Origin of the sequence: Citrobacter sp. FP75, assembly GCF_018342065.1 — a bacterium.
Taxonomy (GTDB): domain Bacteria; phylum Pseudomonadota; class Gammaproteobacteria; order Enterobacterales; family Enterobacteriaceae; genus Citrobacter.
Genome location: NZ_JAFDOE010000003.1, coordinates 352,498 through 375,554, shown reverse-complemented (window position 1 = coordinate 375,554; position 23,057 = coordinate 352,498). Strand labels below are relative to the sequence as shown.

Annotated in this window: 17 protein-coding genes; 9 read left to right on the top strand and 8 right to left on the bottom strand. The window is 53.8% G+C overall.

Features of this window, described 5'->3' with window-relative positions; all coding sequences use genetic code 11:
• The first annotated feature begins 103 nt into the window (after nt 1–103).
• On the top strand, nt 104–1,351 hold the full coding sequence (locus tag JQ822_RS13040) for a SulP family inorganic anion transporter (RefSeq protein WP_213133809.1): 1,248 nt from the start codon (nt 104–106) through the stop codon (nt 1,349–1,351).
• Here the strand turns inward: JQ822_RS13040 and mgtE are convergent.
• From mgtE to JQ822_RS13005, 7 genes are all read right to left on the bottom strand, one after another.
• Entirely contained in the window at nt 1,314–2,750 is a 1,437-nt protein-coding gene (gene mgtE / locus JQ822_RS13035; RefSeq protein ID WP_213133808.1) for a magnesium transporter, read from the bottom strand. The genes JQ822_RS13040 and mgtE overlap by 38 nt on opposite strands.
• A 106-nt stretch (nt 2,751–2,856) precedes the next feature.
• Nucleotides 2,857–4,500 carry a multidrug ABC transporter permease/ATP-binding protein gene (locus JQ822_RS13030; RefSeq protein ID WP_213133807.1) on the bottom strand — a complete coding sequence of 548 codons (1,644 nt, stop codon included), beginning with the start codon at nt 4,498–4,500 and terminating at the stop codon, nt 2,857–2,859.
• Between the two features lie 75 nt (nt 4,501–4,575).
• Nucleotides 4,576–5,226, bottom strand: coding sequence for a DNA oxidative demethylase AlkB (gene alkB, locus JQ822_RS13025; protein ID WP_213133806.1), 651 nt, complete (start codon nt 5,224–5,226; stop codon nt 4,576–4,578).
• Entirely contained in the window at nt 5,226–6,290 is a 1,065-nt protein-coding gene (gene ada, locus JQ822_RS13020) for a bifunctional DNA-binding transcriptional regulator/O6-methylguanine-DNA methyltransferase Ada (protein WP_213133805.1), read from the bottom strand. Before ada ends, alkB begins: the two co-directional genes overlap by 1 nt.
• 79 nt (nt 6,291–6,369) lie before the next feature.
• Nucleotides 6,370–7,425, bottom strand: coding sequence for an FAD:protein FMN transferase ApbE (apbE, locus tag JQ822_RS13015; protein WP_213133804.1), 1,056 nt, complete (start codon nt 7,423–7,425; stop codon nt 6,370–6,372).
• A 115-nt stretch (nt 7,426–7,540) separates the two neighbouring features.
• Nucleotides 7,541–8,641, bottom strand: a complete 1,101-nt coding sequence (locus JQ822_RS13010; RefSeq protein WP_213133803.1) for a porin OmpC — start codon at nt 8,639–8,641, stop codon at nt 7,541–7,543.
• A 488-nt stretch (nt 8,642–9,129) separates the two neighbouring features.
• Nucleotides 9,130–9,327 (bottom strand): hypothetical protein, encoded by a 198-nt coding sequence (locus JQ822_RS13005; protein WP_213133802.1) that lies wholly within the window; start codon nt 9,325–9,327, stop codon nt 9,130–9,132.
• A gap of 56 nt (nt 9,328–9,383) precedes the next feature.
• Here JQ822_RS13005 and rcsD point away from each other — a divergent pair, with 56 nt between their 5' ends.
• Together rcsD and rcsB are read left to right on the top strand one after the other, a co-directional pair.
• The gene (rcsD, locus tag JQ822_RS13000) at nt 9,384–12,053 is read left to right on the top strand and encodes a phosphotransferase RcsD (RefSeq protein WP_213133801.1); all 2,670 of its coding nucleotides are present in this window, start codon (nt 9,384–9,386) and stop codon (nt 12,051–12,053) included.
• 16 nt (nt 12,054–12,069) lie between these two features.
• Nucleotides 12,070–12,720: a response regulator transcription factor RcsB gene (gene rcsB, locus JQ822_RS12995; protein ID WP_045445418.1), complete on the top strand. Its 651-nt coding sequence runs from the start codon at nt 12,070–12,072 to the stop codon at nt 12,718–12,720.
• A gap of 48 nt (nt 12,721–12,768) precedes the next feature.
• Here the strand turns inward: rcsB and rcsC are convergent, their stop codons facing one another.
• Nucleotides 12,769–15,615, bottom strand: coding sequence for a two-component system sensor histidine kinase RcsC (rcsC, locus tag JQ822_RS12990; RefSeq protein ID WP_213133800.1), 2,847 nt, complete (start codon nt 15,613–15,615; stop codon nt 12,769–12,771).
• Nucleotides 15,616–15,783: 168 nt separating this feature from the next.
• Here rcsC and atoS point away from each other — a divergent pair, with 168 nt between their 5' ends.
• The 6 genes from atoS (at nt 15,784) to JQ822_RS12960 (ending at nt 23,048) form a co-directional block, all read left to right on the top strand.
• On the top strand, nt 15,784–17,622 hold the full coding sequence (atoS, locus tag JQ822_RS12985; RefSeq protein ID WP_213133799.1) for a two-component system sensor histidine kinase AtoS: 1,839 nt from the start codon (nt 15,784–15,786) through the stop codon (nt 17,620–17,622).
• A complete protein-coding gene (gene atoC / locus JQ822_RS12980) occupies nt 17,619–19,004 on the top strand; it encodes an acetoacetate metabolism transcriptional regulator AtoC (RefSeq protein ID WP_213133798.1) in 1,386 nt (461 codons plus the stop codon). Before atoS ends, atoC begins: the two co-directional genes overlap by 4 nt.
• Nucleotides 19,005–19,201: 197 nt before the next feature.
• Nucleotides 19,202–19,861 (top strand): acetate CoA-transferase subunit alpha, encoded by a 660-nt coding sequence (gene atoD / locus JQ822_RS12975; RefSeq protein WP_213133797.1) that lies wholly within the window; start codon nt 19,202–19,204, stop codon nt 19,859–19,861.
• A 2-nt stretch (nt 19,862–19,863) separates the two neighbouring features.
• Nucleotides 19,864–20,514, top strand: coding sequence for a 3-oxoacid CoA-transferase subunit B (locus tag JQ822_RS12970; RefSeq protein WP_213133796.1), 651 nt, complete (start codon nt 19,864–19,866; stop codon nt 20,512–20,514).
• A complete protein-coding gene (locus tag JQ822_RS12965; protein WP_213133795.1) occupies nt 20,511–21,833 on the top strand; it encodes a TIGR00366 family protein in 1,323 nt (440 codons plus the stop codon). The genes JQ822_RS12970 and JQ822_RS12965 overlap by 4 nt, the downstream gene beginning before the upstream one ends.
• A gap of 30 nt (nt 21,834–21,863) precedes the next feature.
• Entirely contained in the window at nt 21,864–23,048 is a 1,185-nt protein-coding gene (locus tag JQ822_RS12960) for an acetyl-CoA C-acetyltransferase (protein ID WP_213133794.1), read from the top strand.
• The last annotated feature ends 9 nt before the right edge of the window (nt 23,049–23,057 follow it).

The window sequence follows — 23,057 nt, the reverse complement described above, 5'->3', positions numbered from 1 at the left end:
GGAAACCCACCCGTCAGGCGGGTACTATTCTGCGCTTTGCTATTCACCGCACGGATGCCTGTCGGTCTGCTGTTATCAGGCCATTTCTGACCTGAGAGTAACTATGTCTGCAACTCATTCATCCCCCACCGCAGCAGCGGAGCATTCCGTCGGCGTTGTGCTACGTAAACCCCGCCTGCTGATGCGCGAAACGCTGGCCGGCGTAGTTACGGCTCTGGCGCTGATCCCGGAAGTGATCTCCTTTTCTGTCATCGCCGGAGTGGACCCTAAAGTCAGCCTGATTGCTTCCGTTGTCCTGTGCCTGACGATGTCCTTTTTAGGCGGTCGTCCGGCCATGGTTACCGCCGCAGCCGGATCGGTTGCGCTGGTGATTGGTCCGATGGTGCATCAGCACGGCGTGCAGTACATCCTTCCTGCGGTCATGCTGGCCGGGGTTATCCAAATCCTGTTTGGCGTATTAGGAATGGCGCGTCTGATGCGTTTTATCCCTGGGGCCGTGATGACCGGCTTTGTGAACGCGCTGGGCATATTGATTTTCTTTGCTCAGGTTCCGCACTTCTGGAGTAAAAGCCCGCTAATTTGGGGGCTGTTTGTCCTGACGCTGCTGATTGTGCTGTGGGTGCCGCGGTTTATTAAAAGCATTCCTGCGCCGCTGATTGCCATCGTGCTGCTGACGGTATTCACCGTGACCAGCGGGCAGCTGTTGCCGAGCGTCGGCGACGAAGGTTCAATGAGCGGTGGATTACCGGGGTTAACACAGCTGTTAGTGCCTCTCAACCTGCAAACGTTGTCGATTATCTGGCCCTGCGCGCTGAGCATTGCCTTTGTCGGTTTGATGGAGTCGCTGCTCACCGCCCGACTGGTTGACGATCTGACGGTCACGCCCTCTAACAAAAACCGTGAAAGTACCGGGCTGGGGATAGCCAATATTCTGGCCGGGTTGTATGGCGGCATTGCGGGGTGCGCGATGATTGGTCAGACGATTGTTAACGTTGAGATGGGCAAAGGGCGCAGTCGCGTCTCCACCTTCGCCGCCGGGCTGGTATTACTGTTGCTGGTCACCGCGTTAAGCGACGTGATGGCGAAAATCCCCATGTCGGTACTGGCAGGGATTATGGTGATTGTGGCGGTGAAAACCTTCAGCTGGCACAGCATTCAGCCCACCACGCTGAAACAAGCGCCGGTCACCGAAACGCTGGCGATGCTGCTGACCGTTGCCGCGACGGTGTCGACCGGCAACCTGGCGATTGGCGTGGTTGTCGGGGTGTTGACGATGTTGATCCTGCCGCGCATCGTCAAAGGCAAACGCTCCACTACATCAAAAACAGCGTCGCCAGACCGAGAAAAATAAAGAACCCGCCGGTGTCAGTGATGGCGGTTATCATCACGCTCGAGCCGACCGCCGGATCGCGCCCGAGCTTAACCATCGTCATCGGAATGATGACCCCCATCACTGCCGCCATCAGCAGATTGAGCATCATCGCCAGGGTCATCACGCCGCCGAGCGCCATGTCATCGTACAGCCACCAGGTGATACCGCCCATAATCCCGCCCCAGACAAGGCCGTTAATCAACGCTACGCCCATTTCACGCAGGATCAGGAACGTCAGGTTTCCCGGCTGAATATTTTGCAGCGCCAGCGCGCGGACGATCATAGTGATGGTCTGATTGCCAGTGTTGCCGCCGATCCCCGCCACGATGGGCATCAGTGACGCCAGCGCCACCAGCTGTGAAATCGTGTGTTCAAAACCGTCGATTACGCGTGACGCGATAAACGCGGTACAGAGATTGACGGCCAGCCATGCCCAACGGGTCTTTACCGCTTTAGTGACCGGGGCAAAAACATCTTCTCCGGCGCTTAACCCCCCCATCCGGCGCAGATCGGTATCGGTTTCTTCATACACCACATCGACGATCTCATCGATGGTTAATCGTCCCATTAACTTACCTGTTGGATCCACCACCGCCGCACTGACCAGGTTGTCACGTTCAAAGGTACGTGCGGCGTGCTCGGCGATATCTTCCGGGGCAAAGGTGAGCGGATCGTCTTCCATCACATCACTGACTTTGCGCTGCACGTCATTGAGCAGAATACAGGTTAACGTCAGCTCGCCAACGAGGACTTTATTGCGATCGGTGACGAAGAGTTTATCGGTGTTCTCCGGCATTTTACCCAGTCGTCGCAGGTAGCGCTGAACCACCTCCAGCGTCACGTCCGGGCGCACGGTAATGACTTCGAACTCCATAATCGCACCGACGCGATTCTTCTCGTAGTGCATCACCTGGCGCACGCGTGCGCGCTCCTCCGCCGGTAACGTCGCCAGCAGTCGGCCGGTCAGATTACGCGGTAAATGCTGCACCACGTAAATCTGCTCGTCGATGTCGAGGTATTGCAGCGCGTCGAGCAACTCCCGGTCGGACATTTCGTCGATCAGGTCGTCCCAGACGTTTTCTGACGCTTCCAGCAGCACATAGCCGCGCTTGTCGCTTTGGATCAAGCGCCACAGCGCGTGACGTTCTTCGGAGGGTAATGCTTCGAGGGTATCGGCCAGATCGGGGGGCGGCAAATGGGCCACCAGCGCCCCTACCTCAGCAATATCGTCGGCCAGCGTACCGACGTCATATTGCTCAGCCAGGGTAAGCTTGCCCAGTAGCGTTGAAATAATGGCTTTATCTGTGGTCAGTAACCAGATTAGACGTGCGCGTTCTTCATCACGTAGCCTGGCGCTATTTTTGTTTATTACGGACATTAATCATAAATCCATGATATGAAATATCATCAATCATGATGCCGAATTATGTAAATGACAATAAACGAAGCCGCCGGATGAATAAAAAACCGGCGGCATAGAGAGATCAGGCGGTGCGGGCCACCGCATCACGCGAGGCGGCGTCGCGCTCATCGCCCAGCAGCTCGGTGAGCTGACCACTGCGCATCTCGAGCAGCCTGTCGGCATGGATAAAGTAGTGATCGTCGTGACTAATGGCGAAGACAGTTTTGCCCATCTCCTGCATCAGCGGCAACAGTACCTGGTAGAATTCGCGACGGAAGTGCGGATCCTGATCGGCAGCCCATTCATCCAGCAAAATAATGTCGCGCTCCTCGGCTAACGCCAGCAGCAGCGCCACGCGCTTTTTCTGCCCTTTCGACAGTTTAAGATTGAGGATCCGCCCGTCGTTCAGCTCCAGCTTGTGCGCCATCTGCAGATGCCCCAGCCACTTATCAACCAGCTCCGGGTTGGCCGATTTTCCTTCCGGCCCCAACAGTTTGTCGAACAACCAGACGTCGGTAAACACGGCGGAGAAGAGCTTGCGATAGTCTTCGGGCTTGTCGACAGCCAGCGCCTTGCCGTCGAGCAGAATCTCGCCAGACTGCGGCTGGTATAAACCGGTCAACAACATAGCCAGCGTGGATTTCCCGCTACCATTACCGCCAATCAGGAAGATCAGCTCACCGCGATGAATCGTCAGATTCACCGGCCCCACGGAGAAAGCATTATCCTGATAGTGGAAAACCACGTTGCGTAGCTCCAGCGTTTTCCAGTTTGGGAACGCAGTGGGCCGCGGGAACTCCGCCTTAAAGGGCGCCAGAGAGAACTTGTTCAGCTTATTGAAAGCCACCTGCGCGGTGAGCAGCGTGGGCAGCGCGCCAACGGCGGACAGCAACGGCGTACGCAGGAACAACAGCGTCAGTGAATAGGTTGCCGCCACGGCGGTATCCGCCCAGCCGAGACTGTTTGCCATCCAGAACACCAGGCCAATAGCGCCCAGCATCATAATGTTCGACCAGTTGACCGCGCTCAGGTGGAAAGTATCGGCGCGGATAATATGGTGGCGGTACTCTTTGGCATCCGGAACATACAGCTGATTAAAGATGTGCTCGGCGCGTTCACGGTTAAGGGTCAGCTCTTTGCGCCCTTCCAGTACCGTCTGGTAATCGTTGTACAACTTATCTTCGGTTTCACGCAGCGTGGCCATGTGTTTGTAAACCCGCGCCACCAGCACGAATCCGCCCCAGATGGTGATTGCCATCCAGATTGCCGTCACCAGCAGCATTTTTGTCGACAGCATCGCCAGATACGCCGCCGACCCGACGGTCAGGATAATCCCCTGCACCAGCTCCGGCAGACGGACAAAGGCGATGGTAATATTGCGGATATCGCTGGTTAAACCGGCCAGCAACGAGGCGCTACCCAACTGCTCAATGCGCTCGACGTGGGTATCCAGGATACGTTTGATAAATTCGCTACGCAGACGGTAGACAAAGTGGTGTCCCAGCGTGGTTAGCGCCAGCTGTGAGCCAAGGGTAACAATCATCAACAGCAGCAGCAGGCCGAGAAACTCCGGCAGCACCATCAGCGTGGTGTCGACCGTTTCAATCAGGCGCTGGTTGATAAACGCAATCAGCCCAATCCCCAAAGCGGCGCTGGCAAGGCTGAGCGCCATGACGCTGATAAATGGCCAGCGATACTGCCGCCAGACAAGAAGTAAAAGTTCCATGTGTACAACCCGGACAAGTAATAACAGCCCGCAGTTTAAACATCTCTTCGCTGACAGCAATAATAATTCTTATTTTTATTCTTCTTTACTGGCCCGGCGAAACGTCAGATTGTAGCGACAGTCCGTCGTCAAGGGATGGTACCCTGTCTTAAGCGGCTGTATGCCATGATAAAACAAGCGCGATCGCCCCCCCCACACCACCACATCACCGTGTTCCAGCAGCAGACGTTTTAACGGATCATTGCGCTTCAGACCGCCGAACTGAAAGATAGCCGGCAGGCCGAGCGAGACAGAAACGATGGGGGCTTGCAGGTCGGGTTCGTCTTTATCCTGATGCAATGACAGCTTTGCCCCAGGCGTATAGCGATTAATCAAACAGGCATCCGGTCGAAAATCGGGATAGCCCGCAGCGGTTGCCGCCTGTTGACACAAATCAGCAAAAACCTCAGGCAAAGGCGGCCAGGCGCTACCGGTCAAGGGATCGACGGGAGAATAGAGGTAACCATGCTGGTCGGTCGTCCAACCCAATTGACCACAGTTGGTCATCGCTACCGACATCGTATACCCGCCGGGGGTCACCATCTGGCGAAACGGCGACTGTCTGGCAACAGCCGCCATTGCCTGTAATAAAGAAGGGGCGGAATCAAACGCAAAGCGGCGCAAAATCACCGCGCCAGACGCCAGCGGCTCCTGCCAGGGTTTTGCATCCGCAAAGAGATCGAGCATTATCTTTCCTCTCCTGTGGTTTCACGGTGCAGCAGCTGCGCCTTGCGGGCGACGCCCCAGCGATAACCCGAAAGTGCGCCATCGCCGCGGATCACCCGATGACACGGGATCACTATCGCCAGCTTATTTGCCCCACAGGCACTGGCCACTGCGCGAACCGCTTTCGGTTTGCCCACTGCATTAGCCAGTTGCTGGTAGCTGACCGTTTCACCACAGGGAATATCGCGCAGCGCCTGCCACACCTGCTGCTGAAACGCCGTTCCCCGAATATCCAGCGGCAGCGACAGTGGGGTATTGCGTGTATTAATGACCGCGATCACCTCGCGCACATGCTGCTGAAAAACGGTATCTGCGGGCATGTCTTGTGCGGCAGGGAACAATTCATGCAACTCTGATATTAGCGTGGCGTCATCGTCGCCGAGTAAGATCGCGCAGATACCGCGTTCACTTTCCGCCACCAGGCAGCGCCCCAGTACGCAGTCCGCCAGGGTATAACGAACCGCGAGCTTATCGCCGCCTTTACGAAATTGCTTTGCGGTCATGCCCAGCGCCTCATCCGCTTTCCGGTAGTAGCTACTGCTGTCGGGGAAGCCAGCATTCAAGAAAGCCTGGGTCACCGACTCCCCTTTCGCCAGCGCATCGCGCAGACGTCGGGCGCGCCAGGACTGCTGCCACGCTTTCGGGGTCATCCCCGTTGTCGCTTTAAACAGACGATGCAAATGAAATGGGCTCATCGCCACCTGTTGCGCTAATTCATCAAGCGTGAGGGGTGATTCTTGCTCCAACAACTGGCAGGCATGGGCTATTTTGTCCAACCGATGCTGCTGCGCGCTGTCTTTGTCCGGCTGACAGCGTTTGCAGGGGCGAAACCCTGCCGCCAACGCCTGCCGGGCGTCGGCGAAGAAACGGACATTTTTGCGCAGCGCATGTTTGGCCCGACAGGACGGACGGCAGAAAATGCCGGTGGTTTGCACGGCAAAAACAAATTGGCCGTCAGCGTCTGCATCGCGCTGCAGCACAGACTGCCAGCGGTCATCATCCGTTACGCGAAAGACATTTTTCATGATGGACTCCTTTGTTAAGCATAGTGCTTAGCCTTAGTGTGTCCGCATAGCAAAGTGTAAAAACCCGCAATCTTGCTTTTTAATTTTTATCGCTGACCAAAAAACTCGTGAACTGCGGCGACATCCAGGTTTTAAACCCGTCACCTTCTTTGACGATCATATAGACCGCCAGCCCTTCACGGCGCACCACTTCTTTGGCTTTGTCGGTTCCAAGCACCATCAATCCGGTATCCCAGCCGTCGGCTTCCAGCGCCGTTGGCGCAATCACCGTCACCGAGACCAGATTGTGCTCAATTGGCCGACCGGTTTGCGGATCGATAACATGCGACAGACGCTTCCCGTCCAGTTCGTAGTAATTACGGTAGCTGCCGGACGTGCTGATGCCATGACCGTTAATATCGACAACCGCCTGCACCGCGTTTTCCCGATCGGTAGGTTTCTGGATAGCCACGCGCCACGGACGCCCCTCGGCGTTCATTCCCCGACTGTTCAGCGCCCCGCCAACAGATACCAGATAGCGGGCGATCCCTTCCTGCTCCATCAGTCGGGCCAGATGGTCGGCGGCATAACCTTCACCGACGGTTGAGAGATCCACATACAGACTCGGTAAATCTTTTTGCAGGTAATTCTGCCGCGTGTCATTGATCACGCTCAGGTGCTGCAGCCCGGTTTGGGCTTTTGCGGCGTCAATTTGTGCCTGCGTGGGGATATGCAGCGGCTGCTGGTCAGGCCCAAATCCCCACAGGTTCACCAACGGCCCGACGGTAATATCCATGGCGCCATCGGTTTTCGCGCCAATACGTAGCGCCGAGGTGATGATATCCGCCATCGCATCGTTAACCGGCCAGGGCGACAGGCTTTTCGACAGGTTAAATCGCATCAGCGCAGAATCGTTTTTATAGGTAGACAGGAGCTGATCGTCAGCATCAAGCTGCGTCTGGATCTTCGCCCGCAGTTCTCCGGCGCGTTTGGCATCAACATCCACCACGCTAACCCGCCAGAAAGTCCCCATAGTTTTGCCTTCCAGTACGGTGGCGGCAGGCGGCGTGGTCGGTTCAGATTTTGGCGCGTTATCACAGCCAGCAAAAAAGATCGTCGCAGCCAGCAGGGCTACGCGGTAAAAATTCATATCCATACGTGATTATCCTCATGCGAACGCACGCAAGAGTACACCAAAAAGGGTTGCCTGTACGCCTGAAAAACGGCATTAAAAAAGGCCCCGCAGGGCCTTTGAGAGACATGAACGCAGATTAGAACTGGTAAACCAGACCCAGCGCTACGATGTCATCGGTACCGATACCGGCACGTTGAGTGAACTCGTTGTCATCCAGCAGGTTGATTTTGTAATCAACGTAGGTGGACATGTTTTTGTTGAAGTAGTAAGTCGCGCCAACATCAACATATTTCACGATATCCTGGTCGCCGTAACCATTGTTCAGGTCTTTACCTTTGGACTGCAGGTAAGCCACGGACGGACGCAGACCGAAGTCGAACTGGTACTGTGCAACGGCTTCGAAGTTCTGTGCTTTGTTAGCCCAGCCCAGAGAACCCGCACGCGTTGCGTTATAGGTCTGGGTGTACTGTGCTGCCAGGTATACGTTGTTGGCGTCATATTTCAGACCACCGGTGTAGGTTTCAGCACGATCGCCGGTACCGAAGTTCAGCTTGTTCTGCTCATCAGTACGTTTGGAGCTGGTGACCGCAGTACCCAGAGAGAAGCCTTCGCCGATATCATAAGTGATAGATCCGCCAACGCCGTCGCCGTTTTGACGCAGCGCTTCACGACCGTTGTTGGTCACGCCAGTCATGCCTTCGCCTTCCGGGCTACCGTTTTTACCCTGATACTGAATGGCAAAGTTCAGACCATCAACCAGGCCGAAGAAATCGGTGTTACGGTAGGTCGCGAAGCCGTTACCACGCTGCTGCATGAAGTTGTCAGAACCGTAGGTATCACCGCCGAATTCCGGCAGGACGTCGGTCCAGGACGTTACGTCGTACACCACGCCGTAGTTACGACCGTAGTCGAAGGAACCTACATCTGCGAATTTCAGACCAGCAAACGCCACACGGGTCCAGGAGTTGTTCTGAGATTCAGGCGCGTTACCCTGAATCTGGTATTCCCACTGGCCGTAACCGGTCAGTTGGTCGTTAACCTGAGTTTCGCCTTTGAAGCCGATACGCATATAGGTCTGATCGCCATCAGCGCTCTTATCGTCGGAGAAATAGTGCAGACCGTCGACTTTGCCGTACAGGTCTAATTTGTTGCCGTCTTTGTTGTAAATTTCAGCAGCATTCGCTGCGCCTGCTACCAGCAGAGCCGGTACCAGGAGGGACAGTACTTTAACTTTCATGTTATTAACCCTCTGTTATATGCCTTTATTGCTTTTTTTATGCCACTGCATACTGATTACGTACATTAACCAGTCGGCAACTTCATTCTCCGCAAAAACACAGAATAATCCAACACGAATATGATACTAAAACTTTTAAGGTGTTTCATTTATACCCATAGATGTTTCAAAATATTAATACGAGGGAACTTTTTTTAATTCAAGAAATGGACAAAATAAGCACGAATAGTCAAGAATCATACATATAACAATATAAATCAATCAATTACATTCAATACACCCATAGCACTGAATGACAAAAAAAAATCTTCACTCGCAACTAAAATAGCAACGCTATCATCATTAACTTTATTTATTACCGTCATTCATTCTTGAATGTCTGTTTACCCCTATTTCAACCGAATGCTCTGCGTTCGGTTTTTTTTTACCCTTCTTTACACAAAAGAGACCGTCCTGTGCTACCGCCGCAAAACTATAACGACTATTAATTATTTGCCGTACATTACGGTACATCCAAACCCATCTAATAATTTCTTGTTATTTAATGCTAAATTCATATCTTCAACATTTCTATTTGTACCTGCCGTTGCTCGCTGTACAGATTGTACCGCACGGTGATGGCAGCAAGATGGGCGGAAAACAAATGCCGCGCGTTCGGCGTTGCGAGAGTATGGCAATTCATCCATTACCCTTTATACTGCCCCTTCACCTTAAGCATCGTTCTAACAGGTCTTAAACACGAATGAGTCAGTCAGACACAACGGCTTCTACCCGATTCTCCCTGCTCCCGGGAAGTATTACCCGTTTCTTCTTATTACTGATCGTTGTGCTGTTAGTGATGATGGGCGTGATGGTCCAGAGCGCGGTCAACACCTGGTTAAAAGATAAGAGCTATCAGATTGTCGATATTACTAATGCCATCCACAAGCGAGTAGATACCTGGCGGTACGTCACCTGGCAAATCTATGACAATATTGCCGCCACCCCTCAGTCCGCTACCGCGGATGGACTGCAAGAAACCCGTCTGAAACAAGATATCTACTATCTTGAAAAACCGCGCAGAAAGACCGAAGCGCTTATTTTCGGCTCGCACGACAGCTCGACGCTGGAGATGACCCAGCGAATCTCAACCTACCTGGATACGCTGTGGGGAGCCGAAAATGTCCCGTGGTCAATGTATTATCTCAACGGTCAGGACAATAGTCTGATCCTGATTTCGACGCTGCCTCTGAAAGATCTGACCTCCGGTTTTAAAGAGTCGACGATAGGTAATATTGTTGATTCGCGCCGCACAGAAATGCTGCAGCAGGCTAATGCACTGGATGAACGTGAAAGCTTCTCCTCGCTGCGCCGCCTGGTCTGGCAAAACGGGCATTACTTCACGCTGCGTACCACTTTTAATCAGCCGGGACATCTGGCTACCGTGGTGGCCTTCGACCTGCCTATTAATGATCTGATCCCGCCTGACATGCCGCTGGACAGTTTCCATCTGGAACCCGATGCCACTTCGACTATCGATCATAGTAGCGACAAAGAGTCGCCTGACAGCGTCAGTATCAGCTTCAATAACACCAAAATTGAGATCTCTTCGGCGCTAGACTCAACGGATATGCGGCTGGTCTGGCAAGTGCCGTTCGGCTCATTGCTGCTCGATACCTTGCAAAATATCCTGCTGCCGCTCTTACTGAATATCGCACTGCTCGCGCTGGCGCTGTTTGGCTATACCACCTTTCGTCACCTCCCTGCCCGCTCGACCGACGTGGCACCAAACCTTGCCGCCAATAATGAATTGCGTATTCTGCGGGCAATTAATGAAGAGATCGTTTCACTGCTGCCGCTGGGCTTGTTGGTCCACGACCAGGAAGCTAACCGCACGGTCATCAGTAATAAAATTGCCGACCACCTGCTACCGCATTTAAATCTGCAAAACATCACCAGCATGGCGGAACAGCATCAGGGCGTGATCCAGGCCACTATCAATAATGAGCTGTATGAAATCAGACTGTTCCGCAGCCAGATTTCACCGCGCACGCAAATCTTTATTATTCGCGACCAGGACAAAGAAGTGCTGGTGAATAAAAAGTTGAAACAAGCGCAGCGCCTGTATGAGAAAAACCAGCAGGCCCGCGCCGCCTTTATGCAAAATATCGGCAGCGCCCTGAAGGAACCGGTCAGAATACTGGCCGTTGACGCCGCTGCACTCAATACGCCTGACAGCCAAAAACTGGCAAATCAGGCCGATGTGCTGGTACGGATGGTCGATGAAATTCAGTTGGCCAATATTCTGGAGAACGACGCCTGGAAAAGCGAATCCACGCTGTTTTCCGTTCAGTCGTTAATTGATGAAGTGGTGCCTGACGTTCTGCCGGTCATCAAACGCAAAGGCCTGCAGCTGCTGATTAAAAATCACCTCAGCGCCAACGATGAGCGCCGTGGCGACCGTGATGCCCTGCGCCGTATTCTGCTGCTGCTCATTCAATACGCGGTAACTACCACGCAAATTGGGAAAATTACTCTCGACGTTGACCAGGATGAATCAGAAGCGGAGCGCCTGACCTTCCGTATTCTGGATACCGGCGAAGGCGTGACGTTGAATGAAATTGATAATCTGCATTTCCCGTTCATTAAAGAAACGCAGGGCGATCGCTATGGCAAAGCCAACCCGCTGACGTTTTGGTTGTGCGATCAGCTGGCTCGCAAACTGGGCGGACACCTGAATATCAAAGCGCGTGAAGAACTTGGAACGCGTTACATCGTCCATGTTAAAATGCCGCTGCATGACCAACACGCTGACATTGAAGAGCGCCTGTTGGATGACGTCTGCGTGATGGTTGATGTCACCTCCAGTGATGTACGTAGCATCGTATTACGTCAGTTAGAAAACTGGGGAGCCACCTGCATCACGCCTGATGAACGGTTAAGTAGTCAAGAATATGATCTCTTTTTAACTGATAATCCGTCTAATCTTACTGCCTCGGGCTTGCTTTTAAGCGATGATGAGTCTGGCGTACGCAAAATTGGCCCTGGCCAGCTGCGCGTCAACTTTAATATGAGCAATGCTATGCAGGAAGCTGTCCTCGAGCTAATAGAAGAGCAGCTGGCGCAGGAAGAGATCCAGGAGCTCCCCCTCGGCGGAGATGAAAACGCCGAACTTCATGCCAGTGGTTACTATGCACTCTTTGTAGACACAGTACCGGATGATGTTAAGAGGTTGTATACTGAGGCAACAACCAGCGATTTCGCTGCGTTAGCCCAAACCGCCCATCGCCTGAAAGGCGTGTTTGCCATGCTTAATCTGGTACCCGGCAAGCAGTTATGTGAAGCGCTGGAACATCTTATTCAAGAAAAAGATGCTCCAGGTATAGAAAAGTACATCAGCGACATTGACGCTTACGTCAAGAGCTTGCTGTAGCAAGGTAGCCCAATACATGAACACTATGAACGTAATTATTGCCGATGACCATCCGATTGTACTGTTCGGTATTCGTAAATCACTTGAGCAAATCGAATGGGTGAACGTTGTCGGCGAATTTGAAGACTCCACTGCACTGATCAACAATTTGCCTAAATTAGACGCTCATGTGTTGATAACCGATCTCTCTATGCCGGGAGATAAATACGGTGACGGGATCACGTTAATTAAGTATATCAAACGCCATTTCCCGAGCCTGTCGATCATCGTTCTGACCATGAACAACAACCCGGCGATCCTCAGCGCGGTATTGGATCTCGACATTGAAGGGATCGTACTGAAGCAAGGCGCGCCAACAGACCTGCCGAAGGCTCTGGCCGCACTGCAAAAGGGCAAGAAATTTACCCCGGAAAGCGTCTCTCGTCTGCTGGAGAAAATCAGCGCCAGCGGCTATGGCGACAAACGCCTGTCACCGAAAGAGAGCGAAGTTCTGCGCCTGTTCGCAGAAGGTTTCCTTGTTACTGAAATCGCCAAAAAGCTCAACCGCAGTATTAAAACCATCAGTAGCCAGAAAAAGTCCGCAATGATGAAACTGGGCGTTGAAAACGATATTGCCCTGCTGAATTACCTCTCGTCCGTGACGCTAAGCCCGTCCGACAAAGACTAATTCCCTGCACTAAAAAAGCCTGATGGCGTGACGCTCATCAGGCTTTTTTTATCCCCGCGTTTTTCTCACTCTTTCCGCATAGACCGTCAGCGTTTGCTTCAGCACATCTAACGTTACCGGCTTGGATAAACAACTATCCATCCCTGACTCCAGACAACGTTGCTTCTCTTCTGCCAGCGCGTTCGCCGTTACGCCCACAACCGGCAGCGTAAGCCCCAACTGGCGAATGCGCTGCGTCAGGCGATAACCGTCCATATTCGGCATGTTGACATCGCTCAGTACGATGTCGATATGGTTTTTGCTTAGCACATTGAGGGCATCCACACCGTCGTTGGCGGTTTTACACTGATAGCCCAGCGATCCCAACTGATCGGCCAACAAACGGCGGTTGATCGGATGATCGTCGACCACCAGAATCATCATGTCATCGTGAGTACTACCGATTTTATCCGGCGCAGGCAGCACGCTTGAGAGCGTTTCACTGCCCAGCTCAACGCTGTAAATATGCGCCAGCAGCACGGGTAATTCATGCGGTGACGCCACGCTGTGCACCCACTCCCCTGGTGCCCTTTCCAGCGGGATCCCAATATGGCGACGGCAGAAAATCACCGCAGCGCGCCCCTGCCACGCCTGTTCCAGCACATCGTCGGCAATCAGCACGTCATCAGCATCGGGTTGCTGACCTTCATAGCGTAGCACCGTCATCCCGGTACGTGTCAGGCTGGCTTCAATAAAGCGATACAACGAGGCATTACGTACCGCCAGCCAGCAGCGGGTTTCGGTCAACCCTTCGACGCCTTTGTCCAGCGGATACTGCGCACCATAAAGTGGAATGCGCAGCGTAAACTGGCTGCCCATTCCCGGTTCAGAATCGACGGATATATCACCGTCCATCATGCTGATCAATTTTTCACAAATCGCCAGCCCCAGCCCGGTCCCCTGGAAATTACGCTGAACCCCGGTTCCCACCTGGAAGAAAGGATCGAACAGACGCACGACCTCTTTGGCCGGAATGCCCACGCCGGTATCGCGCACGCGAATGCTGAGATAGTCGCCGTGACACTGCACATGCAGCACAATGCAGCCGGTATCGGTGAACTTAATCGCATTGCTCAACAGGTTAGAGATCACCTGCTGCAGGCGCATCGGATCGCCATTCAGCGCCACCGGCACATCCGGCTCAATAAAACAGTACAACCCTAGCTGCTTACGCACCACCAGCGGCAGGTAGTTGGCCGTAATGTGATTCATCACCTCGCGCGGTGAAAACTCACGCGGCTCAATCTTTAACTGTTCAGATTCGATTTTTGAGAAGTCGAGAATATCGCTAATAATTTTCAGCAGCAGACTGGATGAGTTGTTCATCGCCGTGACCAGCCGATCGACACCGCTCGGTAACTCTTTGGTTTGCAGCAGATCAAGGTTGCCAATAATGCCGTACAGCGGCGTACGCAGCTCATGGCTGACCGTGGCGAGGAACATTGATTTTGACTGGCTTGCCTGTTCCGCCGCCTGCGCCATCTCCTGCAACGACTCTTCCATTTTGACGCGCGCACTCACATCAACCAGTACACAAATCGCTACGTTTTCATTGCGATAGCGTGAATGCACAAAGCTGATTTGCAGATTGGTGTTGTTACTGGTTAGCACATCGACAAAGTTAACCTGCTGGCCGCAGATAATTTGCGTCAGCCGCTGTCGGTCCTCATGGGTCAGCATATTCAGATAGGTATGCGCCAGCTCATTACTCAAAATATTAATGCCATCGATGGTGCGCAGAATACATATCCCCACCGGCGCAGAAGCCACAATCTTACGGTTAAATTGTTCATGCTCTTCCAGACGTTGAGCATCGCTTTCCGCAGGGATAAAAATACGTCGCTCATACATACGCGTCAGCATAAACAGCGCCGCGCCCACCAGCACATTCAACAGAATGGCGTTCAGAATCAACATGCGGATACGTTCCAGCACCAGATCGACCGGAACGGAATACACAATACTGAGTGATGATGGCGGCAGATTTTTCTTCAGCACCAGCTCGCGGAAACCTGGCGTGTAGCCAAACCAGGAACGCTCCTGCATCCAGCGCGGTTCGGCTTGAATCGTCCCCTCGGGGCCGGTCAGAGAAATCAGCGCATGGCCATTTTCATCGAGGATAGTCACGCCCATCGGTAAATTACCCGGCGTGAAGAAGTTTTCCATCCGAATAGGTTGCTCAACGCCGAGCAGCGCCTGCAGACGGTTCGCCAGGTACACCGGCGTCAACGCATAAAAATAGCCCACACCCGGACGCGGCCCCTGGCTTATCCAGAACAGGTTATTGCCGTTTTCTTCCTGCGGTGCGTTACGGTATTTAATGATGCGTTCATGCAGCGCTTTCAGCGCCTCGTCACGTTCAACCGGCATGTCACGCAGGCCGAAGTTCGCCATACACAGGTTATCGCTGCCGATCAGGAACACGCGGTTTAAATCATAGGCGGCGGAGAAATTGTCGCGCCAGTAGCGCATAAACCACGCCAGTGATTCCAGCGAGCCACGCCAGGCGTTGCCCATCACCGCACAGTCGGAATCGGCAAATAGCGGCTCAAAATTGGGCACCACTGTTTTGTCATCCCGCGCCCGCAGCGACATCACGCCGTTTTCCGCCGTTAAGCGGTTTTCCGCTATGTATTTCAGCTCTTTGATCACGTCAGACGTGCGCTGAATGTAGCGCTGAGCCTGATCGGAGCTGAGAGTAAACTCCTGGCGGATCTCAGATTCTCGCTGATGTAGCGCATTCACAATGTAGAACACACTGGCAAAAGCAATCAGAAACCAGACCAACAGCGCCAACGCTCTGAACAGGTAGCGGGAAATTTTTAGAGTTGCATGAACGGAAGCAAGGTATTTCAAAGGGGCGAAGCTCCGCCTCAGGGTATCAATAGAGTGTGGTTAAGGTAGCGGTAAATGCCCGGCGTCGCAATGCCCTCTCTTTACGGGAATATGATACACCGCTGAGAAAACATTGTCCTAACCCCTGATAATCGTCGTCTGCCTTAAACACTTCGCACGGATGTCAGAATGCCCGACCTGAGATGGCTGACTCGTCGATTAACCCCGCGACGATTACGCAACCAAATGATCATGATGGCCATTCTGATGGTGATTGTGCCGACGATATCCATAGGTTATATCGTAGAAACAGAAGGTCGTTCAGCAGTCTTATCTGAAAAAGAGAAAAAACTGTCGGCGGTGGTGCATCTGCTTAACGATGCGCTGGGCGATCGCTTTAGCCACTACGCAACTCTGCCGCGCGAGGCACGTATTCGCGCACTTAATGCCGAGCTAAGCCCCCTCACAGAGCGGATTACGCGCGCATTTCCGGGTGTGGGTGCGGGTTATTACAACAAAGCGCTGGATGCCATTATCACCTACGCGCCCTCTGCCTTTTATCAAAGTAATGTTGGCATCACCATCACCGCCGATCATCCCGGACGTGACGTGATGGACAACAACACTGCCGTCGTCTATTCCGGGCGACAGGTTCGCGGCGACATACTCAACTCGATGATCCCGATTGAACGCCAGGGTGAAGTCATTGGTTATATCTGGGCCAACGAACTCACGGAAGACATTCGCCAGCAAGCCTGGAAAATGGACGTCAGGATCATTGCGGTACTGGCAGCAGGATTAATCAGCAGTCTGTTGCTTATCGTTCTCTTTTCACGCCGACTCAGCGCCAATATCGACATCATCACTGACGGACTCTCAACGCTGGCGCAAAAAACACCCGCCCGATTGCCTGACCTGCCGGGTGAGCTGGGGCAAATCAGCCGCAGCGTCAATGCGCTGGCGCAAACGTTACGAGAGACCAAAACGCTAAACGATCTGATCATTGAAAACGCCGCAGACGGCGTTATTGCTATCGACAGACAGGGCGACGTCACCACGATGAACCCGGCGGCGGAACAGATAACGGGCTATAAGCTGCATGAACTGGTTGGGCAACCCTACGCCAAGCTGTTTGCCAACACCCCATTTTCCAGCCCAGTACTGGATACCCTCGAAAGTGGCACCGAACATGTCGCTCAGGAGGTAAGTTTTCCTGGACGTGAGCGTACCATTGAGATAAGCGTCACCACCAGTCGGATCCATAACGCCCATGGCGAATTGATCGGCGCATTGGTTATCTTCTCAGATTTAACCGCCCGTAAAGAGACCCAGCGGCGACTGGCACAAACGGAAAGGCTCGCCACCCTCGGTGAGCTGATGGCCGGCGTCGCCCATGAGGTGAGAAATCCGCTGACGGCAATTCGCGGCTATGTCCAGATCATTCGTCAGCAAACCTCTTTGCCGGAGCATCAGGAATACTTATCCGTGGTGCTGAATGAAATTGATTCAATCAATAAAGTTATCCAACAACTGTTGGATTTCTCACGCCCGCGACAAAGCCAGTGGCAGCAGGTTCAGCTCAATGCGTTAATTGAAGAGACGCTGATCCTGGTACAAACCTCCGGTATTCAGGCGCGTATTACCTTTACAACCGAATTAGATACCCGCCTGGCGGCAATCGTCGCCGATCGCGAACTGCTCAAGCAGGTGATCCTTAATATTTTAATTAATGCGGTGCAGGCGATAGGGGCGCGAGGCGAAATTCGCATCCGCACCTGGCAGTACTCCGCTTCGCAACAGGCGGTGATGATTGAGGATAATGGCAGCGGTATTGATACCGCCTTACAGAAGAAAATATTTGACCCGTTCTTTACCACAAAAGCGTCTGGCACAGGACTTGGGCTGGCACTGAGCCAGCGCATTATCAACGCACATCAAGGGGATATCCACGTCGCCAGCATGCCGGGCTGTGGCGCAACCTTCACCCTTATTTTACCGATCAACCCGCAGGGAAATCCGTCAGAATGAAAACGACCTACCGTATTCTCCTCGTTGATGACGAAGAAAATGTTCGCCGTATGCTCGCCACCGCATTTTCCCTGCAAGGGCATGAAACCCACTGCGCCAGCAACGGTAAAGAGGCTCTGGCCCTGTTTACTGACACGTCGCCCGACGTGGTGCTGATGGATATCCGCATGCCTGAGATGGACGGTATCGACGCGCTAAAAGTCATGCGCACTCAGCGACCGCGGATCCCTGTCATTCTGATGACCGCCTACGCCGAAGTGGAAACTGCAGTGGAGGCCCTGCGCAGCGGTGCGTTTGACTATGTGATTAAGCCTTTTGATTTGGATGAACTCAACCTGGTCGTTCAGCGGGCATTGCAGCTTCAGGCGATGAAACAGGAGATCCGCAACCTGCATCAGGCGCTAAGCACCAGTTGGCAGTGGGGACACATCCTGACCACCAGCCCGCTGATGATGGATATCTGTAAGGATACGGCGAAAATTGCCCTCTCCCACGCAAACGTGCTGATTAGCGGTGAAAGTGGCACCGGAAAAGAGCTGATTGCCCGCGCCATCCATTACAACAGCCAACGCGCCAACGGCCCGTTTATCAAAATTAACTGTGCCGCTCTGCCGGAATCACTGCTGGAAAGTGAACTATTTGGTCATGAAAAAGGGGCTTTTACCGGGGCGCAAACGCTGCGTCAGGGCTTATTCGAACGCGCCCATCAGGGAACGTTATTGCTCGACGAGATAGGCGAGATGCCGCTGGTGCTGCAGGCTAAACTGCTGCGTATTTTGCAGGAGAGAGAGTTCGAACGCATCGGCGGGCACCAGACTATTCGCGTCGATATTCGTATCGTTGCCGCCACTAACCGCTGCCTGCAAACGATGGTGAAGGAAGGCACTTTCCGCGAAGACCTGTTTTATCGCCTGAACGTGATTCACCTGACGTTACCCCCGCTGCGCGAACGCCGTGAAGATATCGCCTTATTAGCTAACCATTTTTTACAGAAGTTCAGTTCAGAAAATCAGCGCGATATTATCGAGATTGACCCGACGGCGATGTCAATACTCGCCGCCTGGCCGTGGCCGGGTAATATTCGCGAACTGTCCAACGTTATCGAACGCGCGGTTGTGATGAGTACCGGTGCGGTCATTTTCGCCGAAGATCTGCCCGCCCCGTTCCGCTCCCCCGTCAGTGCAGTTGCAGAAGTAAAACCGACCCAGACAGGCGAGCGAAACCTGAAAGAAGAAATTAAACGCGAGGAAAAACGGATCATCGTTGAAGTACTCGACCAACAGGAGGGGAACCGTACCCGCACGGCGTTGATGTTGGGCATCAGCCGACGCGCCCTGATGTATAAATTACAGGAATACGGTATCGACACGTCAGGCTCCTGATACACATATTTGCTATGCAGAATTTTGCACAGTGCGCAAAATTCTGCATAGTCACCTCTCCTCCCCCGCAAGAAATCATCATAAATAAACAATAAAATTCAATAATTTAAACGATATAACACGGATGACATCATCCTGGCATTCTGCTTGCAATTCCCTGAGCGTACCCAAAATGGAGTATTCACAAGGGAAACATAATGAAAACCAAACTGATTACCTTACAAGACGCAGCGAACTTCTTTCGTGACGGCATGACCATCATGGTCGGCGGTTTTATGGGGGTTGGCACGCCGCCTCGCCTTGTCGAAGCCTTACTTGAATCGGGTGTCAGAGATCTGACGCTCATTGCCAACGATACCGCTTTTGTCGATACCGGTATCGGGCCGCTGATCGTCAATGGCCGCGTGAACAAAGTGATTGCTTCGCACATTGGCACCAACCCTGAAACCGGTCGGCGCATGATTGCCGGTGAAATGGAGGTTCAACTGGTGCCACAAGGCACGCTGATTGAGCAAATCCGCTGCGGCGGCGCGGGTCTTGGCGGCTTTCTGACGCCCACCGGCGTCGGAACCGTGGTGGAAGACGGCAAGCAGACGATGACGCTTGATGGCAAAACCTGGCTGCTTGAACGCCCATTGTGTGCGGACCTCGCGCTTATTCGCGCGCACCGCGCAGACATGCTTGGCAACCTCACCTACCAGCTCAGCGCACGCAATTTTAACCCACTGATTGCCCTTGCCGCTGACATCACGCTGGTTGAGCCAGATGAAATGGTCGAAACAGGCGAGCTGCAGCCTGACCAGATAGTCACCCCCGGCGCCGTTATCGACCATATCGTCATTCCACAGGAGAGCTAATCATGGATGCTAAACAACGAATTGCGCGCCGCGTGGCGCAAGAGTTTCGCGACGGCGATGTTGTCAACCTGGGGATCGGCCTGCCGACGATGGTCGCCAACTACCTGCCAGAAGATGTTCACATCACCCTGCAGTCTGAAAACGGCTTTCTTGGGCTGGGTCCGGTGACGACTCCACATCCTGATCTGGTGAACGCCGGTGGCCAACCGTGCGGTATTTTGCCCGGTGCCGCCATGTTTGACAGCGCCATGTCGTTTGCGTTGATTCGCGGCGGCCACGTCGATGCTTGTGTTCTCGGGGGATTACAGGTCGATGAGCAGGCCAACCTCGCTAACTGGGTGGTTCCTGGCAAAATGGTACCTGGCATGGGTGGCGCGATGGATCTGGTGACCGGCGCCCGCAAAGTGATTATCGCCATGGAACATTGCGCAAAAGACGGCTCAGCGAAAATCCTCCGTCACTGCACCATGCCGCTCACGGCGCAACATGCCGTACATATGCTGGTCACTGAACTTGCCGTATTCCGCTTTATTGACGGAAAAATGTGGCTCACTGAAATCGTTGAAGGATGCGACATCGCCACGCTGAGTGAAAAAACCGAAGCGCAGTTCGACGTCGCCGCCGATCTGGTTATCCAACGAGGTGACGCATGATCGGTCGCATCTCTCGCTTTATGACACGCGTGGTCAGTCGCTGGCTGCCCGACCCACTGATTTTCGCCATGCTGCTCACGCTGCTGACCTTCGGCATTGCGCTATGGCTAACGCCGCAAACACCGGTCAGTATGGTGCGATTCTGGGGTGACGGCTTCTGGAACCTGCTGGCATTTGGCATGCAGATGGCGCTAATCATCGTGACGGGTCATGCGTTAGCCAGTTCAGGCCCCGTTAAAAGTCTGCTGCGTACGGCGGCATCCGCCGCCAAAACCCCCGTTCAGGGGGTGATGCTGGTGACTTTTTTCGGTTCGGTCGCCTGCGTGATCAACTGGGGCTTTGGTCTGGTGGTCGGAGCGATGTTTGCCCGCGAAGTTGCCCGTCGGGTTCCCGGCTCCGATTACCCGCTGCTGATTGCCTGTGCCTACATTGGCTTTCTCACCTGGGGCGGCGGCTTCTCCGGCTCAATGCCCCTACTGGCGGCAACGCCGGGCAATCCGGTTGAGCATATTGCCGGTTTAATTCCTGTCGGCGATACCCTGTTCACTGGGTTCAATATCTTCATCACCCTGGCACTGATTGTCGTCATGCCGTTCATTACCCGCCTGATGACACCAAAACCTTCCGATGTGGTCAGCATCGATCCGAAGCTGTTACTGGAAGAGGCGGATTTTCAGAAGAAACTGCCTGCTGATGCACCACCGTCAGAAAAACTGGAAGAGAGCCGCATTCTGGCGCTGATCATCGGGGCATTGGGTATTGCTTATCTGGCCCTCTATTTCACCGAGAAAGGATTCAACATCACCATCAATACCGTCAATCTGATGTTTATGATTGCCGGGCTGCTGCTGCACAAAACGCCCATGGCCTATATGCGGGCCGTCAGCGCCGCAGCGCGCAGTACCGCCGGAATTCTGGTGCAATTTCCCTTCTACGCCGGTATCCAGTTGATGATGGAACACTCTGGCCTCGGTGGACTCATCACCGAATTTTTCATCAACGTCGCCAACAAAGACACCTTCCCGCTGATGACCTTTTTCAGCTCTGCGCTCATTAACTTTGCCGTGCCGTCAGGCGGCGGTCACTGGGTTATTCAGGGGCCGTTCGTGATCCCCGCCGCGCAGGCGCTTGGCGCCGACCTCGGTAAATCCGTCATGGCTATTGCCTACGGCGAGCAGTGGATGAACATGGCACAACCGTTCTGGGCGTTACCTGCACTGGCCATCGCCGGGCTGGGGGTGCGCGACATCATGGGCTACTGCATCACCGCCCTGCTCTTCTCCGGCGTCATTTTTGTCATCGGATTGACCTTGTTCTGACGGCAATCACTTACATAAAGGAACAGAAAAATGAAAAATTGTGTCATCGTCAGCGCGGCACGTACCGCAATCGGTAGCTTCAATGGCGCACTGGCGACCACCGGCGCCGTCGAACTCGGAGCAATCGTCATTAAAGCTGCGCTTGAGCGTGCCCACCTTGATCCACAGCGGGTTGACGAGGTGATCATGGGTAACGTATTGCAGGCAGGTCTCGGGCAGAACCCGGCGCGCCAGGCACTATTAAAAAGCGGCCTCTCCGACGCCGTTTGTGGTTTTACCGTAAATAAAGTCTGCGGCTCTGGCCTCAAAAGCGTGGCGCTTGCCGCTCAATCCATTCAGGCCGGACAGGCTCAGGCGATTGTCGCCGGCGGTATGGAAAACATGAGCCAGGCTCCGTACCTGTTAGACGCCAAAGCCCGCTGGGGGTATCGCCTTGGCGACGGGCAACTGTCCGACGTTATCCTGCGTGATGGCCTAATCTGCGCCGAGCACGGCTACCATATGGGGATCACCGCTGAAAATGTCGCCCGCGAATATGATATTAGCCGGGAGATGCAGGATGAACTGGCGCTGATGTCGCAGCGCAAAGCGGTATCGGCAATAGAATCGGGCGCGTTTCAGGCTGAAATCGTCCCTGTGAGTGTGGTTTCGCGGAAAAAAACGATCGTCTTTGATCGTGATGAATTTCCTAAAGCGGACACCACGGCGGAAGGTCTGGCTGCGTTGCGCCCGGCTTTCGACAAAACAGGAAGCGTCACCGCCGGAAACGCTTCGGGGATCAACGACGGTGCTGCAGCTCTGGTGATTATGGACGAATCGGCCGCGCTGGCAGCCGGACTGAAACCGCTGGCACGTATCAAGGCCTATGCCAGCGGCGGCGTTGCACCTGCGATGATGGGCATGGGGCCGGTTCCGGCGACGCAAAAAGCGCTGCAACTGAGCGGGCTAAAGCTGTCCGATATCGACGTGATCGAGGCCAATGAGGCTTTTGCCGCACAGTTTCTGGCAGTGGGAAAAACGCTGGGGTTTGATGCGCAGAAGGTGAATGTCAACGGCGGCGCAATCGCATTGGGGCATCCTATCGGCGCCAGCGGCGCGCGTATCTTAGTGACGTTGTTGCACACGCTACAGGCGCGGGATAAAACGCTGGGACTGGCGACACTGTGCATCGGTGGCGGCCAGGGTATTGCGATGATCGTGGAACGAATGAACTAAAAAAAGGGC